Raw genomic sequence first — 17,126 nt, 5'->3', positions numbered from 1 at the left:
CGGAAGGAAGTGTGGGTCGGGGTTTACGTGGTGGCAGCGCTCATCTGATGGCGGGGGTCACTTGATGGCGCCGAAGGACAGACCGCGGACGAGCTTGTTCTGGGCAATCCAGCCGCAGATGACGACCGGCAAGGCGGCCAACACCGACGCGGCCGAGAGCTGCGCCCAGAACAGTCCCTGCCCGGACATGAACCCGGTGAGGAAGACCGGCATGGTCTGCGCGTTCACCGCGGTCATGTTGACCGCGAAGAAGAACTCGTTCCACGAGAAGATGACGCAGATCAGTGCCGTGGCGGCGATCCCGGGGGAGATCAGCGGGAGGATGACCTCGCGGACCGAGGTCCACAGGCTCGCGCCGTCGATGCTCGCGGCCTCCAGCAGCTCCTTGGGGACCTCCATGAAGAACGACCGCATCATCCACACCGCGATCGGCAGGTTCATCGCCGTGTAGAGGATGACCAGCGTCCAGATGTTGTCGAGCATCCCGATCTTGCCGACGATCACGTACAGCGGGATGATCGCCGCCACGATCGGCAGCATCTTGGTGCTCAGGAAGAAGAACAGGGCGTCGGAGGTCTTACGGACCGGTCGCAGCGACAACGCGAACGCCGCGGGAACGCCGAGCAGGAGCACCAGGATCGTCGACGCCACCGTGGCGAACACCGAGTTCAGCAGCGGCGTGCCGATTCCCGCGTCGAAGACGTTGCGGAACTGGTCGAGCGTCGGGGTGAAGAAGAAGGTCGGCGGATTGGTGTTCGCGTCACTCTCCTTCTTGAACGCAGTGAGCACCATCCACAGCACGGGGAAGAAGAACCCGATGGCCAGGATCCAGGTGAACGCGGTGAGCAGTCCACCTCTCGGGTTCCGCTTGCGACGGATCGCCGGGGCCGTCGTCGTGGCGGCGGTGGTGGGACGGGTGGGCGTTGTGGTGGCCATCAGACCGACTCCTCGGTGACGCTGAAGCTCTTGAACAGAAGGCGAAGGGCCAGAGTCGCGACGACCATCGTGCCGACGACGGTGACGACGCCCATGGCGGCCGCCTGACCGATGTCGAAGCCCAGGAACGCGCGCTGGTAGATGTAGAACGGCAGGTTCGAGCTCGCGACGCCCGGTCCACCCGACGTCATCATGTAGACGGCGTCGAAGGTGTTGACGAGATAGATCGCGCCGAGCACGGTGCCGAGCTCGATGAAGCGACGCAGGTGTGGCAGCGTCAGCTCACGGAACAGCCGGAAGCTGGTGGCCCCGTCGACCTTCGCCGCCTCGGCGATGTCCTTCGGCATCGATTGCAGGCCGGCCAGGATCAGCAGCATCATGAACGGTGTCCACTGCCAGACGAGTTCACCCATCACGCTCGCGAGGGGGTACTCGCTGAGCCAGTCGGTCTTCACGCCGAACGGGCTCAGCGCGTAGTTCAGCAGGCCGCTGGTGGGGGAGAGCAGGCTCGTCTTGAACAGCAGCGCCGACGCGACCGGGGTCACCAGGAACGGGGTGATCAGCAGGGTGCGGACGATGCTGCGGCCGATGAACTTCCGGTCGAGCAGGAGCGCGAAGATCAACCCGAAGACGACCGAGATGATCACCGTCCCGACGATGAGCAGGACCGTGTTGAGGGTGACCGTCCAGAACTGGGTGTCGCGGAAGACCTGGACGTAGTTGTTGAGCCAGTTGAACTCCCGTGAACCGGGGCGCACCAGGTTCCAGGACTGGGTGGAGTAGTACAGCGTCACCACGAACGGGATCTGGGTGACGATCACCATGAAGATGAGCGCCGGGAGCAGCGGTCCCCTCCGTCGCCATCCCTCGGCGCGGCTGATGTGATCTCTACCGGAGGTCAACGGCGCGGAGTCGCGCGGTGCCTGAGCCGGTTCGACGAGTGCGGTGGCCATGGGTCACCTCTCCTTCTGGTAGGTCTTGCCGACGGTCTCGGCGTAGGTCTGTGACTGTTTCAAGGCGTCCTCGACGCTGATCTGTCCTGCGATGGCAGCCGAGATCTGTTGGCTCACGCGCGTTCCGAGATCTTGGAACTCGGGGATCGCGAGGAACTGCACCCCGGTGTAGGGCACGGGTTCCAGCGACGGCTTGAGCTGGTCGGCCGCCTTCATGGCCGACAGCGTCGGCTCCGCGTAGGCCGTCGACACCGCCTTGTAGGCGGGCAGCTGGTAGGTGGAGAGTCGGCTGCCGGGTGGGACGTGACTGGCGCCGAGCTTCTCGGCGACGTAGGAGATGTACTTCTTGTTCGTCATCCAGTTGATGAACTTCCAGGCGTCGTCCTTCTTCGTGCTGCTCGACGGGATGCCGAGCGACCAGGTGTAGAGCCACCCGTTGTCGCCCTTGGCCATACTGGGTGCCTGGGCGTAGCCGACGTCGCCGGCGATGGTGGAGGTGTCCGGGCTCTCCAGCACCGAGACGGCCGACGTCGCGTCGTACCACATGGCGGTCTGGCCCTGGGACAACAGGTTTCCGCATTCCTGGAAGCCCGATGATGCCGCACCGGGCTCGCCGTACTTGCGGACGGTGTCTACGTAGAACTTCACGGCCGCGGTGACCTGCGGGCTGGTGAGCTGCGCATTCCAGTTCTCGTCGTACCAGCGACCGCCGAAGGCGTTGATGACGGTGTCGAGCGGTGCGAGCACCTCGCCCCATCCGGGCTTGCCGCGCAGACAGATGCCGGAGACGTTGCCGCGGTTGAGCTTCGCGGCGACCTCGGCGACCTGAGGCCAGGTCGGCTTCGCGGGCAGGCTCACGCCGGCCTGCGCGAACATCTTCTTGTTGTACATGAGGAACGAGGACTCGCCGTAGAACGGTGCGGAGTACATCCCGCCCTGGTAGGACAGGGCGTCCTTGAGCGTGGGGATGAAGTCGTTCGCGTCGTAGTCGGGCACGGAGTCCATGTACGGCGTGAGGTTGACCAACCACCCGTTCTCGGCCCACTGCTTGGTCTCGTAGTTGCTGATCATCACCACGTCGAACTCGCCGCCGCCGGTGGACACCGATGCGGTGATCTTCGCGCGCGCCTGGTTCTCCGAGAGGGTGACGAACTTGAGCTTGACCCCGGGATTCTCCTTCTCGAATTGGCCCGACAGCGAGATGGCGTCGGTCATCTGCGAATTGGAGACCAGGGCGATGGTGACCGACTCGCCGCCACCGTCGGTGAACGAGCCCGCGCCCGCACATCCGGTGGCCGCGAGACCTATGGTGACCGCCATGGCGACACCCGCCGTCATGCGGCGTGGGGACCATCGGCGCCCGGCGCCCCTGGTCGTGAGTTGTTCAGTCACCGTTGACCTTTCTGTTCTGTGAGCAGCCATCGAGCGGTGTCGAGGTCGGTGACCAGGATGGTCGCGAACCCGCCTCGCAGTGCTCCGAGGATCGACTCCTGGCGATGGGCTCCGCCGGAGACGAGGATGGTGGTCGCGCAGTCGTGGACGCAGGCCAGCGGCACCGACACGGTGCGTCCTACGAGCGACGACGCGACGGGGGTGCCGTCGCTGTCGTAGAAGCGACCGCCGATCTCGCCGACGGCTCCGAGATCGGTCAGTTCGTCGAGCACGGCCGCGTCGATGAACGCACCCTCGAACAGCGTGGTCGAGGTCGACACCGATCCGACGCCGAAGAGCATCACGTCGGCGTTCTCGGCCGCCCGCAGGGGCTGCGACAGGATCGAGTCGCGTTGCATCGCCGCGACGGTGTCGATGTCGGCGTAGAGCGGTGCGATGAGGCGCATCGGTTGTGCGCGCAGCTGTTCGGCGAATCGGGACAGAGCCTGATCGACACCGGTGTGGTACTCGACCGACGTCATCGACCCGTCCATCTGCACCACCCGGCGACAGGATGCGGTCCGGTTCGACAGGCCGTCGGCGACGGCCAGCTGCTCGGGACCCCAGGTGAACCCGAGGGTGTCGGTCGGGTTGATGCGACGGGCCAGCACCGACGATCCGGCGCGACCGAGCGCGGCGTCGCCCGACGCCGTCCCGTCGGCGGGGGAGTCCATGATGAACACCTCGTCGAGGCCGAATGCATTCTCGACGGCACGTTCGGTCTCGGGATGGATCGACGCGCCCACGCCGGCGGGCGCGGCGACGGTCACCGTGACCAGTCCCTGTGCCCGGGCACGTGCCACGAGGCGTCCGGCGGTGGGCCGGGAGACGCCGAGTCGTGCGGCGATCTCGGCCTGGGTGGCGCCCTCGAGGTGGTACATCGTGGCCGCGCGCAGCAGCAGTCGCACGTCCTGGCCCGTCTCGGTCCCGGCGCTCCCCGACTGCGGGAACTGACGCGGGGCCTGCGGTGCGGTCATCGGTGACCTCCTCCACACTGAGGGTGAGCAAATGCTCACTAGCGGTTCATATGTTCAGTACGCTAGCATCTGAAATGTGACGCACACAACACTTTCACCGGGAAAACCGGATCCTCCCGACACGATGACCGCCTCGGTGCTGGTCGAGACCGGGCGTGTGGAGACCGAGACACGGCCCGTCCCGACCCCGGGGCCCGGCGACGTCCTGGTCGAGATCGCCGCGGTCGGCGTCTGCGGCTCCGACGCGCACTACTACCGCCACGGCCGTATCGGCGACCACGTGGTGACGGCCCCGATGGTCTTGGGCCATGAGGCGTCCGGGCGGATCGTCGCTGTGGGACAGGGGATCTCGGAGTCGAGGATCGGCGAGCGGGTGTCGATCGAACCCCAACGCCCCGACCCGAACTCGGCGGAATCGCGTCGTGGCGACTACCACCTGTGTCCGCACATGGAGTTCTATGCGACCCCGCCCATCGACGGTGCGCTCGCCCAGTACGCGACCATCGGTGCGGCCTTCGCCCACCCGGTGCCGGATTCCGTCACCGACGTGGCCGCCGCACTGTTCGAACCCCTCTCGGTGGGGATCGCGTCGATCCGCAAGTCCGGCGTCAGCGTCGGCGGATCGGTGTTGATCGCCGGGGCGGGTCCGATCGGATTGGTCTGCGCGCAGGTCGCGCGCGCGCACGGGGCCACCCGGATCGTGGTGTCCGACATCGATCCCGCCCGGCTCGACACCGCCACGCGATTCGGTGCGACGACCACCGTCGGTCCGGACGAGGTCGCCGACCTCGAGCCGGTGGACGCGTTCGTCGACGCCTCCGGTGCGCCGTCGGCCATCACCGCGGGCATCGGCGCGGTGCGGCCGGGTGGACGGGTGGTCCTCGTCGGTATGGGTGCCTCCGACCTCACCATCCCGGTGTCGATCGTGCAGAACCGCGAACTCGTCCTCACCGGCGTCTTCCGCTACGCCAACACCTGGCCCACCGCCACCGCGCTGGTGACCGCGGGGCTGGTCGACCTCGACGCCATGGTCACCGGGCGTTTCGCGCTCGACGAGGTGGCCGACGCCCTCGACGCCGACCGCGTCGCGGGCAGTATCAAAGCGGTGGTCTTCCCTCAGCGTCTCGCCCGCGACGGGGCCATGACGGAAGACGGGACAACAGCGCAGCGGGCATCGGATCAGCAGGTATCAGGACAGCAGACATCAGGACACGGGGAACGGAACGAGGAGATGGCGTCATGACGCAGACGATCGACGGTGCATCGGCGGGGCCGGTCACCACGCTCGACGACGAACACCTCGGAGAGATCGCATCGGTCACGGTGCCGCAGTACGCGCGGCACGAGAACCCCTGCGGAATCGTCCACTTCGGGGTCGGAGGATTTCACCGGGCCCATCAGGCGATGTACGTCGATCGTCTGCTCGCCGCGACACCCTCGCCGCCGTGGTCGATCTGCGGGGTCGGTGTGCTCCCGGGCGACGCGAGGATGCGCGATGCCCTCGCGCCGCAGGACGGGCTCTACACGCTCACGCTGAAACACCCCGACGGGGTCGTCGAGACCTCGGTCGTCGGGTCGATCGTGGACTACCTCTTCGCCCCCGACGACCCGGAAAAGGTGATCGAGACGATGGCCGCGCCGACCACCCGCATCGTCTCGCTGACCGTCACCGAGGGTGGGTACAACATCTCGAGCTCGACCGGTGAGTTCGACCTGTCGGCGCCCGACGTCGCGGCCGATCTCACCCCGAACGCGATCCCGCGCACCACGTTCGGACTGATCACCGAGGCGTTGCGACGGCGGCGTGCCCGCGGTGTCGCGTCGTTCACGGTGATGTCGTGCGACAACATCCCCGGCAACGGACACATGGCACGACGGGTCTTCACCGCCTTCGCCGGCGCCGCCGATCCCGAACTCGCCGAGTGGATGGAGCTGCACACCGCGTTCCCCAACTCGATGGTCGACCGCATCACCCCGGCCACGCCGAACGGACTGGCCGACGAGGTCGCCGCCCGCACCGGCATCGCCGACCGATGGCCGGTGGTGGCCGAGCCGTTCACCCAGTGGGTTCTCGAGGACGAGTTCTCCGCGGGACGGCCGGCGTTCGAGGCGGTCGGCGTGCAGATGGTCGCCGATGTCGCGCCGTACGAACTCATGAAGCTGCGCTTGCTCAACGCCGGCCATCAGGCGCTGTGCTACTTCGGTCATCTCCTGGGCCATCGGCTGGTCGACGAGGCGGCTCGCGATCCGTTGCTGGAGAAACTGCTGCGCACCTACATGCAGGACGAGGGACGCCCCACGCTCGCCGCCGTCCCGGGAGTCGACCTCGACGACTACATCGACACCCTTCTCGAGCGCTTCGCCAATCCGGCCATCGGCGACACCATCGCGCGACTGTGCGCCGAGTCCTCCGACCGGATCCCGCAGTGGCTGGTGCCGGTCATCGTCGAGCGTCTCGACGACGGTGGCTCGGTCGCGTGCTCGGCCGCGGTCGTGGCGGCATGGACCCGGTACGCCGAGGGGGTCGACGAGCAGGGTTCGCCGATCGAGATCGTCGATCAGCGGCGGGATCTCCTGATGCCGCTGGCGCAGGCCAGTCGGACCGATCCCCGTGCCTTCGTCGGCGTCACCGACCTCTTCGGCGACCTCGCCGACCGCGCGGACTTCATGGAGCCCTACACGTGGGCGCTGCGGAGCCTGCGCGAGAACGGTGCGCACGACACGCTGGTCGCGCTGCTCGGGGACTCGTAGCGGCGCACCGTCGGGCGGTGGGTCACCGGTAGGTCTGCGCCTGCGCGGCGCGGTACTGCTCGAGGATCGCCGGGGCGTGCTCGGCCTCGAACCGCTCGGTCGTCGACAGCGCCCACGTCGGTGGGGTGTCGGCGCCGGTCAGCGCCCACGCGGCCTGGCGTGCGGCGCCGTCGGCGACGTACTCGCCCGGTTCGGGTACCAGTACCGGCAGACCGAAGACGGTCGGGGCGATCTCGCGGACCGCACGGGAGCGGACGCCGCCGCCGACGAGGATGACGCGCTGGGCGCGGACGCCCTGGGCGACGATGAACCCGAGGCCGTCGGCGAGGGAACACAGCAGACCCTCCACGGCGGCGCGTGCGATGGTCGCCGGGGTGGAGTTGGCGATCGAGAGGCCGGCCAGGGTCGCGCGCGCGTCGGGGAGGTTCGGTGAGCGTTCGCCCTCGAAATACGGGATGAGGCTGGCCCCACCCGATCCCGGCTCCGCCGAGAGCGCGAGGTCGGCGAAGGTGTCGAGGTCGACGCCGAGCATCCGTGCGATCGACGCCAGCACCGGAGCCCCGTTGAGGGTGCAGACCAACGGCAACTGGCGTCCGGTCGCATCGGCGAATCCCGCCACGTAGCCGTCCGCGTCGTGGGAGCCGACGTCGGTCACCGCCGACACGACACCCGACGTGCCGAGCGAGACGATGACATCTCCGGGTCGCGCGTCCAACGCCAGTGCGGCCGAGGCGTTGTCGCCCGCGCCGGCGCCGAGACGGGCCCCGCCGGAGGCGTCGCCGGGGGAGTCGTGCGGGCCCAGTACCGCGGGGAGCATCGGTGTGCGACCGCGCAGCGCCATCGACAGCAGGTTGTGGTCGTAGTCGCCGGTCACGGCCGAGAAGTAGCCGGTGCCGCTGGCGTCGCTGCGATCGGTGGTGAGGTCGGCGATGTCGGTGCTCCCGCGCAGTCGCCAGGTCAGCCAGTCGTGGGGCAGGCAGACCGCGGCGGTCGCGTCGGCGTGGTGGGGTTCGGTGTCGGCGAGCCACCGCAGTTTGGTCGCGGTGATCGACGCGACCGGGACGACCCCGATGCGTTCGGCCCAGGCGGCGGCGCCACCGAGGTCGTCGATGAGGTCGTTCGCGGCGGGCGCCGAGCGGGTGTCGTTCCACAGCAACGCATCCCGCACCGTGTTCCCGGCCTCGTCGAGACAGATCATGCCGTGTTGTTGGGCGCCGACCGCGACGGCGTCGACGTCGTCGAGACCGCCTGCGGCGCTGATCGCGGCGTCCATCGCCTGCGCCCACTCACGCGGGTCGATCTCGGTGCCCGGCGGGTGATCGGCGCGTCCCGACCGGATGAGGGTTCCGTCGTCGGCGTCGCGGACGACGACCTTGCACGACTGGGTCGACGAGTCGATTCCGGCGACGAGCCCCACGGCGGTTCCTCTCAGGCGACGCGTTCGAGAACGGCGACGGGTCCGGCGGACCACAGCGTCGCCACGTCGACGGTACCGGCCGCGGCCGCACCGGTGATCGGGGAACGCCACCGTCCCTCGGGGAGTTCGACGGTCGTCCCCGTCGGATCACCGAGGCGTTCGACCGCCGCGCGGGCGGCCACCACGACCACGTCGAGGTCGTCGCCGTGTCCGCGCGCGAACGCGATGACCTCCTCGGACTCCGCGCCGTGGCTCGTCAGCGGCACGTACCGCGATCCCGGGCCGAAGGATTCGCGGTGACCGCGTCGCACGGCGAGCGCAACGGTGACCATCGCGGTCTTGGGGTGGTCTAGGGACTGCGTGTAGTCGACGGGCCGGCGGTTGTCGGGGTCGACGAGGCTGTCCTCGAACCACTCGGTGCCCTGGTACACGTCACCGAAGCCGGGCATGAACAGCCCCAGCGCCTTGTGGACGACGCAGGCGTCGACGATCTCGTCCCGCAGTTCGGCCACGAGCGTCGCGATGTCGGCGCCCACGGGTCCGTCGAGCACGTCGTCGACCCAGGCGTGCACCTGCCCCTCGGTCTCGGTGTCCACACGGGTCCAGGTGGTGATCGTCCCGGCCTCGCGGATCGCCTTGGTCGTGTAGTCGTGCAGCCGCTCGCGGAGTCCGGTCGAGACGGGCGCCCCGTCGAGCGGCCACACGCCGATGATGTTCTGCAGCAGGAACAGTCCGGTCGTCGGCTCCGGCGGCGGGGTCGTCGACACCATCCGCTCGACCAGTGCCCACCACCGGTCGGGGTGCCGGGTCAGTAGACCGATGCGCGCACGGACGTCCTCGCCGCGTTTGGTGTCGTGGGTCGACAGAGTCGTCATCGCCGAGGGCCAGTCACGGGCGCGGGCGACGCAGAAGGCGTGGAAGTCGGCGACCGAGGTACCGAACAGGCCGGGGTCACCCCCCACCTCCTGCAGGCTCACCAGACGCGCGGTCCGGTAGAACAGGCAGTCCTCGACGCTCTTCGCCGTCGTCGCCCCGCAGACCTGGGCCAGTCGTGCCGACGCCTCGCCGTCGACGGCCACCGCGGCCTCGATCGTGTCGAGTGCGGCCGACAGCTCGGGGCGGCGGCGTTCCACCTCGGCGAAGGTGTCGATGAGCCGCTGGCGCAGCGTCGGGTAGTCGGCGCGGTACACGCCGAGCGAGGCCACCACCTCGCCGATGGCGGCGTCGAGTTCGGCGGATTCCACCGGCGGTGCGCCGGCATCGGTGGTCGCGACGATGGCGCGCCGCAGACGCGCGCGTTCGGCGCTGAACAGTTCCGCGAGGGTGTCGAGTTTGACGGCGTGTTCGTGATCGTCGATCCAGGCCCGGTCGCCGGCGTTGCCGGTCACCGAGCGGTGGATGTCGGTGAACGACTCGGCGGCGGAGCGGTCGATCAGCACGCCGTCGACCACGCGCAGCGCCTCGTAACCGGTGGTCCCGTCGACCGGCAGTGACGGGTCGAGATCCTCGTCGGTGGAGAGGATCTTCTCGATCAACAGCAGCCGGTCCTCGCCGATGTCGGCCCGCAGGCGGGCGAGGTAACCGACCGGGTCGGTGAGACCGTCGGGATGGTCGACGCGCAGGCCGTCGGTGAGATCCTCCTCGATCAACCGGCGCACCAGGGTGTGTGTCGCGTCGTAGACCGCGGGATCCTCCTGCCGCATCCCGGCCAGGCCGTTGACGGCGAAGAACCGCCGGTACCCGATGAGGCCGGCGTCCCAGGGCACCAGACGGTAGTGCTGCGCATCGTGGGCCGTGCGGGCATCGGTGGTGTCGGTGCCGGGTGCCAGGGGGAACCGGTGTTCGTAGAACGCCAGTTCCGGTGTCGCAGAGGCGGTGTCGATGGTCAGTGCGTCCACGTCGGCGGCCTCGCCGAGAACCGGCAACGCGATGCGGCCGTCGACGCCGTTGTCGCTGCCGAGGTCGATGTCGAAATACGTGGCGTACTCAGAGTCACGACCGTGGGTGAGCACGTCCCACCACCACGGGTTCTGTCGTGGGTCCTCGACACCGGTGTGGTTGGGCACGATGTCGACGATGATGCCCAGCCCGGCCGACCGTGCGGCGGCGCGCAGCGCGCGTAGGCCGTCGAGTCCCCCGAGGACCGGCGACACCTCGGGTGGCGGCACCCAGTCGTATCCGTGTGTCGAACCGGCCATCGCGGTGCCGATCGGCGACAGGTACAGGTGACTGACGCCCAGTGCGGCGATGTGCGGGAGCAGATCGACGACGTCGGCGAAGGTGAGGTCGGCGGTCAGTTGCAGACGGTAGGTCGCGACGAACGCGGGTCGTAGTGGGACGGGGGTGATCTCGGCGTCGCCCGTGGCCGTGGTGCCGGCCACCGCTCAGCCGACCTTGCGGAGCACGAGCAGCGAGCGATCGCGCACGGTCACCGTGTGTCCGTGCGACGCGGCGACGGTGGTCGCGCCGGTGGCCGACGCCGAGTCGAGGACCCCGACCCACTCCGAGCCGTAGTAGCTCGACGGCAGCACGAAGTCGAGCGGTTCGTGATGGGCGTTGAAGCACAGCAGGAACGTGTCGTCGACGACCGGTCGGCCACGAACGTCCTTCTCGCCGATGCCTTCTCCGTTGAGATAGACCGCGAGACTCTTTCCGAAGCCCGAGTCCCAGTCCTCCTCGTTCATCTCCGCGCCGGCTGGGGTGAGCCACGCGATGTCTCGGGCCTGGTCGCCCGAGCGGATGGGACGGCCGGCGAAGAAGCGTCGACGCCGGAACACGGGGTGCTCGGCGCGCAGCGCGATGGCCGCGCGGGTGAAGGCGATCAGGTCGGAGTTCTTCTCCGCCAACGACCAGTCCATCCACGACAGTTCGGAGTCCTGGCAGTAGACGTTGTTGTTGCCCTGCTGGGTGCGGCCCATCTCGTCGCCGTGGGCGATCATCGGCGTGCCCTGACTGAGCACCAGCGTCGCGAGGATGTTGCGCTGCTGACGTCCGCGCAACTCCTCGATCTGCGGGTCGTCGGTGGGGCCCTCCACGCCGCAGTTCCACGAGCGGTTGTGACTCTCCCCGTCGCGGTTGTCCTCGCCATTGGCCTCGTTGTGTTTCTCGTTGTAGGACACCAGGTCCCGCAGTGTGAAACCGTCGTGGGCGATGACGAAGTTGATGCTGGCGCTGGGACGGCGGCCGGTGTCCTCGTACAGGTCCGACGAGCCGGTGAGCCGGGAGGCGAACTCGCCCAGGGTCGCAGGCTCCCCGCGCCAGTAGTCGCGCACCGTATCGCGGTACTTCCCGTTCCACTCGGTCCACAGGCCCGGGAAGTTGCCCACCTGGTAGCCACCCTCACCGACGTCCCACGGCTCGGCGATCAGCTTGACCTGACTGACCACCGGGTCCTGCTGCACCAGATCGAAGAAGGCCGAGAGCTTGTCGACATCGTGGAGTTCGCGGGCGAGCGTCGAGGCCAGGTCGAAGCGGAAGCCGTCGACGTGCATCTCGAGCACCCAGTACCGCAACGAGTCCATGATCAGCTGCAGCGTGTGCGGGTGACGCACGTTGAGGCTGTTGCCGGTCCCGGTGTAGTCCATGTACATCTCGGGTTGGCCGTCGACGAGGCGGTAGTAGGCGGCGTTGTCGATCCCGCGCATGCAGATGGTCGGGCCCATGTGGTTGCCCTCGGCGGTGTGGTTGTAGACCACGTCGAGGATCACCTCGATGCCCGCCTCGTGGAACGAGCGCACCATCGCCTTGAACTCGGTGACCTCGCCGCCGGCGCGGGTGTTCGACGCGTACCCGCCGTGCGGGGCGAGGAACCCGAAGCTGTTGTAGCCCCAGTAGTTTCGCAACCCCTGGTCCAGTAGCGTCTGATCCTGGAGGAACTGGTGCACCGGCATCAGTTCGATCGCGGTGACGCCGAGATCGGTGAGGTGGTCGATGATCGCCGGGTGTGCGAGGCCGGCGTAGGTGCCCCGGAGCTGCTCGGGCACCTCCGGGTGCGTCGCCGTCATCCCCTTCACGTGGGCCTCGTAGATGACGGTCTCGTGGTACGGCCGGTTCGGCGCGCGGTCGTGCTGCCAGTCGAAGAACGGGTTGATGACGACCGACGTCATCGTGTGGCCGAGGGAGTCGAGACCAGGGAGGCCGGGGACCTCGGGGTCGGCGAAGTCGGCGTCGATGGCGTTGCCGTCGTGGACCGATTCCTCCTCGGGTTCGACGGGCTCGGGTGCGGGCTCGGGTTCGGCCGGCGCTGCGGTCTGCGCCTGCTTCTGCTGCTGTTCCGGCGCGGTCACGACACCGTCGGCCACCTCCACGGCCCCCTCGGCGCCGGTACTGCCAGCGGCGGTGTCGTCGGCGTCCGCGTCGGCCCGGTCCTCGTCGCCGGGGAGCTCGATCGCATAGGAGTACAGCGAGCGATCGCCGTCGAACTCACCGAAGAACGACTTGCCGTACGGGTCGACGAGCAGCTTCGACGGGTCGCACCGCAGCCCGTTCGCCGGATCGTAGGGGCCGTGCACACGGAACCCGTACCGCTGCCCCGGCGCGACCGACGGCAGGTAGCAGTGCCACACGTAGCCGTCGACCTCGTCGAGCCGGATGCGGGTCTCGATGTCCTCGGGGGAGATCAGGCACAGCTCGACCGCGGTCGCGACCTCGGAGAACACCGAGAAATTGGTGCCGGCGCCGTCGTAGGTGGCGCCGAGCGGATAGGCGGTGCCGGGCCACACCATCAGCTGGTCGGGGGCCGGGATCACCGGCCCGGCGTTGGCGGTATCGGTCGGGGCCGTGGCACCGGTGTCGGTGGTGCCGGGAGTTTCGGTCATTCCCACCCTCGCGAGTTCATGCACCGACACTAGCCGCCGCAGGCCGTCCGCTCATCTCGGACCGTGCTCGGTGCCCGCCGACGACAGCGGCGACCGTGACGGTGCCGCGAACGAAAGAGGTTCAGGCCCAGGGGAACACGGCCTGCAGCTGGCGCTGGAGCTCGGGGGCCAGGCTGCGGACGAAGGTGGCGCTGAGGTGGTGCCAGTCGTGGTAGACGGTGACGTTGCCGATGATCGCGGGGCAGAAGGTCTCGTCACACCAGCCCCGGCTCAGGTCGATCGGGTGCAGGTTCGGGAACTGCGCGACCACGGCCTCGGTCGGGTTCACCGCCCCGTACGCCGTGGAGCGGGAGGTCCCGCAGCTCCTGGCGCTGCCGCCGTTGGCCAGGCAGGTGGGGCTGTCGATGGCGCCCTTGCCGTTGTGTGGCCACACGCTGTCGCGCACGCCGAGGACGGGGATGCCGGCGCGGTTGAACTGATCGAAGATGCCCAGGTAGTCCGGCGGCACCCACTCGCCGACGATGCCGTCGCGCGGACGGGTCGAGTTGGTGAACACGGCGTCGGGTCGGTCGGCGATGATGCGCCGCATCGTGCCGCGCACCCACTCGGCGCACTGCGGATAGGGGACGCCGTTCTCCTCCGGTGCGGGATCGGTCGAGAGGGGACAGCCCATCTTGAGATAGGTGGTGACCTTGAAGTGGTACTGCTTGCCCAGCAGATCGAGCGCGGAGATCCAGTACTCGGCGTGGGAGCCGCCGGCGAGCGCGATCGTGCGCGTCGCGGTGGGGTCGCCGTAGACGCCGACGCGCAGCTCCGGGTCGGTGAAGTTGCTGATGAAGCCGTCGTAGGACGTCTCGGGCAGGTCCTTGAGGACCTCGAGGGCCTTCGGTACCGGGTCGACGTGGGGGACCGGTGCGCCCTCGAGGAACGCGCGGGCACCGGGATAGATGGTCGGGTCGAGGTTGCGTGTGTCGACGGTGATGCCGTCGACGTGTCGCTCCCAGGCGGTGATCCCGACCCCGGCCACCAGCACACCCACCACGAGCAGTGAGGTCAGCGCGCCCGCGTAGGAGACCGCACGGCGCGCGCGGCGGTGGCGGGCCCCGCCGCCGAGCACCGGGTCGCGCAGCGAGGCGGCGGTGCCCGCACCGTCGGCGGGCCGATGGTCGGTGCCCGTACCGGACGTGCTCGCCGAGCGCGGTGCACGCAGCGGATCCTCGACCCATCGCTTCGTCGACCACGCCAGCCCGATCGACACGGCGATCAGCACGACACCCTCGACGAACGACGCCGAGTTCTTCTGCCGCCAGGCCAGGTAGAAGATCAGCAGCGGCCAGTGCCACAGGTAGAGCGCGTAGGAGATCGAACCGAGCCACACCGGGAACCGCGAGGCCAGGCCGCGGTTGACGACGGGCATCGCGACACGGTCGCCGCGCTGGGTCGCGGTGGCACCGGACCAGATGATCGCGAGCGTCGCGAGCACGGGGACGAGGGCCAGCGGTCCGGGGTAGGACTCGACGCCGACGATCCACCACCCGCAGGTGACGATGAGCCCGAGCGCGGCGACGGCGACGGTGTTACGGATCCAGAGCGGTACGCGCACGCGGGGCATCCACACCGCGAGGAGTCCGCCGGCGAGAGGCTCCCAGGTCCGCGCGATCGTGTCGTAGTAGTTGAACTGCTGGTTGATCGGCATCCGCATGTGCGCCCAGTAGAACGACACGGCCGCGACCGCGAGGATCGCCAGCCCGACGATCGCGCGGATGACGGCGGGTCGGCGCACCGCCGGCAGCACCGACGAGACCATCTTGAGCAGACCGGCGAACGCCAGGGCGGTGAGGATGGTGACGACGAAGAACTGGCCCTGCACCGACATCGACCACAGATGCTGCAGCGGGCTGTTCGCCGAGCTGGCCGCGGTGTAGTCCTGGGAATTGAAGGCCAGGAACCAGTTCTGGTAGTACAGCGCGCTCGCGATCACCTCACGGCCGGTGGCGACCCAGCGGGTCTGCGGCAGGACGACGACGGTGAGCACCGTGACGACCAGGAGCACCGTGACCAGTGCGGGCAGCAGACGCCGGGCCAGACGGGTGAGGCGGCGCAGCGGGTTGACCGCTGTCGCGAGCGAGACCGACGGGCTCTGACTGACGATCACGTGCTTGAGCAGTGAACCGACGAAGAAGTAGCCCGAGAGGGTGAGGAACACGTCGACACCACCGGAGACCCGGCCGAACCAGATGTGGAAGCAGGCGACCAGCGCGATTGCGATCCCGCGGAGCCCGTCGAGGTCGGTGCGGTACGCCGACGCCGGATCGACGTCGGTCTGCGTCCGCTCCTCAGAGCGTGCCGGGGCGGTCACCACGTCGTCAGTCCCACTGCTCTCTCGCCGATCCACACAACTGTTCTTCGCGTTGCAATGTACCTTTCGTGCGCGTGAATTCCACGTCGGCGGCGCCCGGGCACGCCGGTCGGACCTGGCACAACGGCCCGATACGCTCGACCGATGCCCGTCGATCCACCCCCCGCCGTCGTCTCCGGCACCGCCGAGCCCCTGTCCGCGCAGGCCATCGTCGCGACCGATCGCGAACTGATCTGGCACCCCTACGGCTCGATGACCGCGACCACGTTCCCGCCGGTCGTGGTGGACTCCGCCCGCGGCACCCGTCTGCATCTCGCGGACGGCCGTTCGGTCGTCGACGGGATGAGCTCCTGGTGGGCCGCGGTCCACGGCTACGCCCACCCCGTGCTCGACGCGGCGGTGCGCGCCCAGATCGAGAAGATGGCGCACGTGATGTTCGGTGGCCTCACCCACGAACCCGCGGCGCGTCTGGCGCGTCTTCTCGTCGACATCACCCCCGACCCCCTGCAGCGGGTGTTCTTCTGCGACTCCGGATCGGTCTCGGTCGAGGTCGCGGTGAAGATGGCGCTGCAGTACTGGCGCGGCCAGGGCGTCACCGGCCGACGTCGGCTGCTGACGTGGCGCGGGGGGTATCACGGCGACACGTTCACCCCGATGAGCGTCTGCGACCCCGACGGCGGCATGCACGCGCAGTGGACCGGTGTCCTCACCGACCAGGTGTTCGCGCCCGCCCCGCCCGCGCGCTTCGATCCCGCTCACGTCGCCGAGATCGAGCGTCTCGTGCAGACGCATCGCGACGAGCTGGCGGCGATCATCGTCGAGCCCGTCGTCCAGGGCGCGGGCGGGATGCGGTTCCACGATCCGCGCTACCTCGTCGAGCTGCGGCGCATCTGCGACGACCACGGCCTGCTGCTCGTCTTCGACGAGATCGCCACCGGGTTCGGTCGCACCGGTGAACTGTTCGCCGCCGACCACGCGGGTGTCGCACCCGACATCATGTGCGTGGGCAAGGCGCTCACCGGCGGCTACCTGTCGATGGCGGCCACGCTGTGCACCGCCGACGTCGCGACCGTGATCAGCGAGGGCGAGATGGGGGTGCTGGCGCACGGGCCGACCTTCATGGCCAACCCGCTCGCGTGCGCCGTGTCGGTCGCGTCGGTGCAGCTGTTGCTCGACGGCGACTGGCGCGCGCGGGTCGCCCACATCCACGACGTCCTGGCCGCCGGGCTCGAGCCGCTGCGGGCCCGCCCGGGTGTCGCCGACGTCCGGGTGCTCGGCGCGATCGGCGTGGTCGAACTCCACGAACCCGTCGACATGGCCACCGCGACCACCGCGACCCTCGACGCGGGGGCGTGGCTGCGACCGTTCGGGCGGCTGGTCTACACCATGCCGCCGTTCATCTGCGACGACGCCGACCTCGCTTCGATCGTCGCCGGCATCACCGCGGTCGTCGACACCCACGAGGCGGCGTCGGCCCCCGCGTGA

11 protein-coding genes are annotated in these 17,126 nt (G+C 69.0%); 3 read left to right on the top strand and 8 right to left on the bottom strand.

The features are described 5' to 3' along the window. Positions 1–57: 57 nt before the first annotated feature. From TU34_RS11785 to TU34_RS11770, 4 genes are all read right to left on the bottom strand, one after another. Positions 58–936: a carbohydrate ABC transporter permease gene (locus TU34_RS11785; RefSeq protein ID WP_045823060.1), complete on the bottom strand. Its 879-nt coding sequence runs from the start codon at positions 934–936 to the stop codon at positions 58–60. Then, positions 936–1,889, bottom strand: a complete 954-nt coding sequence (locus TU34_RS11780) for a carbohydrate ABC transporter permease (RefSeq protein ID WP_045823059.1) — start codon at positions 1,887–1,889, stop codon at positions 936–938. The genes TU34_RS11785 and TU34_RS11780 overlap by 1 nt, the downstream gene beginning before the upstream one ends. Before the next feature lie 3 nt (positions 1,890–1,892). Continuing rightward, positions 1,893–3,209, bottom strand: a complete 1,317-nt coding sequence (locus tag TU34_RS11775; protein ID WP_238981261.1) for an ABC transporter substrate-binding protein — start codon at positions 3,207–3,209, stop codon at positions 1,893–1,895. Between the two features lie 68 nt (positions 3,210–3,277). Further along, positions 3,278–4,297, bottom strand: a complete 1,020-nt coding sequence (locus TU34_RS11770) for a sugar-binding transcriptional regulator (protein ID WP_045823057.1) — start codon at positions 4,295–4,297, stop codon at positions 3,278–3,280. 124 nt (positions 4,298–4,421) lie between these two features. Between TU34_RS11770 and TU34_RS11765 the strand changes: the two genes are divergently transcribed. Beyond that, on the top strand, positions 4,422–5,540 hold the full coding sequence (locus tag TU34_RS11765; protein WP_082080193.1) for an NAD(P)-dependent alcohol dehydrogenase: 1,119 nt from the start codon (positions 4,422–4,424) through the stop codon (positions 5,538–5,540). Next, positions 5,537–7,048, top strand: coding sequence for a mannitol dehydrogenase family protein (locus tag TU34_RS11760; protein ID WP_045823056.1), 1,512 nt, complete (start codon positions 5,537–5,539; stop codon positions 7,046–7,048). Before TU34_RS11765 ends, TU34_RS11760 begins: the two co-directional genes overlap by 4 nt. Positions 7,049–7,070: 22 nt before the next feature. Here TU34_RS11760 and TU34_RS11755 read toward each other — a convergent pair whose 3' ends face one another. The 4 genes from TU34_RS11755 to TU34_RS11740 all read right to left on the bottom strand — a co-directional run bounded on the left by TU34_RS11755 (position 7,071) and on the right by TU34_RS11740 (position 15,644). Further along, positions 7,071–8,465, bottom strand: a complete 1,395-nt coding sequence (locus tag TU34_RS11755) for a xylulokinase (protein WP_045823055.1) — start codon at positions 8,463–8,465, stop codon at positions 7,071–7,073. 11 nt (positions 8,466–8,476) lie between these two features. Further along, entirely contained in the window at positions 8,477–10,846 is a 2,370-nt protein-coding gene (treY, locus tag TU34_RS11750) for a malto-oligosyltrehalose synthase (protein WP_082080192.1), read from the bottom strand. 3 nt (positions 10,847–10,849) lie between these two features. Continuing rightward, entirely contained in the window at positions 10,850–13,282 is a 2,433-nt protein-coding gene (gene glgX / locus TU34_RS11745; RefSeq protein ID WP_045823054.1) for a glycogen debranching protein GlgX, read from the bottom strand. 121 nt (positions 13,283–13,403) lie between these two features. After that, positions 13,404–15,644, bottom strand: a complete 2,241-nt coding sequence (locus TU34_RS11740; protein WP_082080191.1) for an acyltransferase family protein — start codon at positions 15,642–15,644, stop codon at positions 13,404–13,406. 189 nt (positions 15,645–15,833) lie between these two features. Here TU34_RS11740 and TU34_RS11735 point away from each other — a divergent pair, with 189 nt between their 5' ends. After that, complete coding sequence (locus tag TU34_RS11735; RefSeq protein ID WP_420835181.1) at positions 15,834–17,126, top strand: adenosylmethionine--8-amino-7-oxononanoate transaminase; 1,293 nt, start codon at positions 15,834–15,836, stop codon at positions 17,124–17,126.

The organism is Williamsia herbipolensis, from assembly GCF_000964005.1.
Lineage (GTDB): Bacteria > Actinomycetota > Actinomycetes > Mycobacteriales > Mycobacteriaceae > Williamsia_A > Williamsia_A herbipolensis.
This window is presented reverse-complemented; position numbering and strand designations above follow the sequence as displayed.

What these genes read in the sequence shown, in the direction of transcription:
- TU34_RS11785 (WP_045823060.1), bottom strand. Translation starts at nt 936, where the DNA reads ATGGCCACCACAACGCCCACCCGTCCCACCACCGCCGCCACGACGACG.
- TU34_RS11780 (WP_045823059.1), bottom strand. Translation starts at nt 1,889, where the DNA reads ATGGCCACCGCACTCGTCGAACCGGCTCAGGCACCGCGCGACTCCGCG.
- TU34_RS11775 (WP_238981261.1), bottom strand. Translation starts at nt 3,209, where the DNA reads ATGGCGGTCACCATAGGTCTCGCGGCCACCGGATGTGCGGGCGCGGGC.
- TU34_RS11770 (WP_045823057.1), bottom strand. Translation starts at nt 4,297, where the DNA reads ATGACCGCACCGCAGGCCCCGCGTCAGTTCCCGCAGTCGGGGAGCGCC.
- TU34_RS11765 (WP_082080193.1), top strand. Translation starts at nt 4,422, where the DNA reads ATGACCGCCTCGGTGCTGGTCGAGACCGGGCGTGTGGAGACCGAGACA.
- TU34_RS11760 (WP_045823056.1), top strand. Translation starts at nt 5,537, where the DNA reads ATGACGCAGACGATCGACGGTGCATCGGCGGGGCCGGTCACCACGCTC.
- glgX (WP_045823054.1), bottom strand. Translation starts at nt 13,282, where the DNA reads ATGACCGAAACTCCCGGCACCACCGACACCGGTGCCACGGCCCCGACC.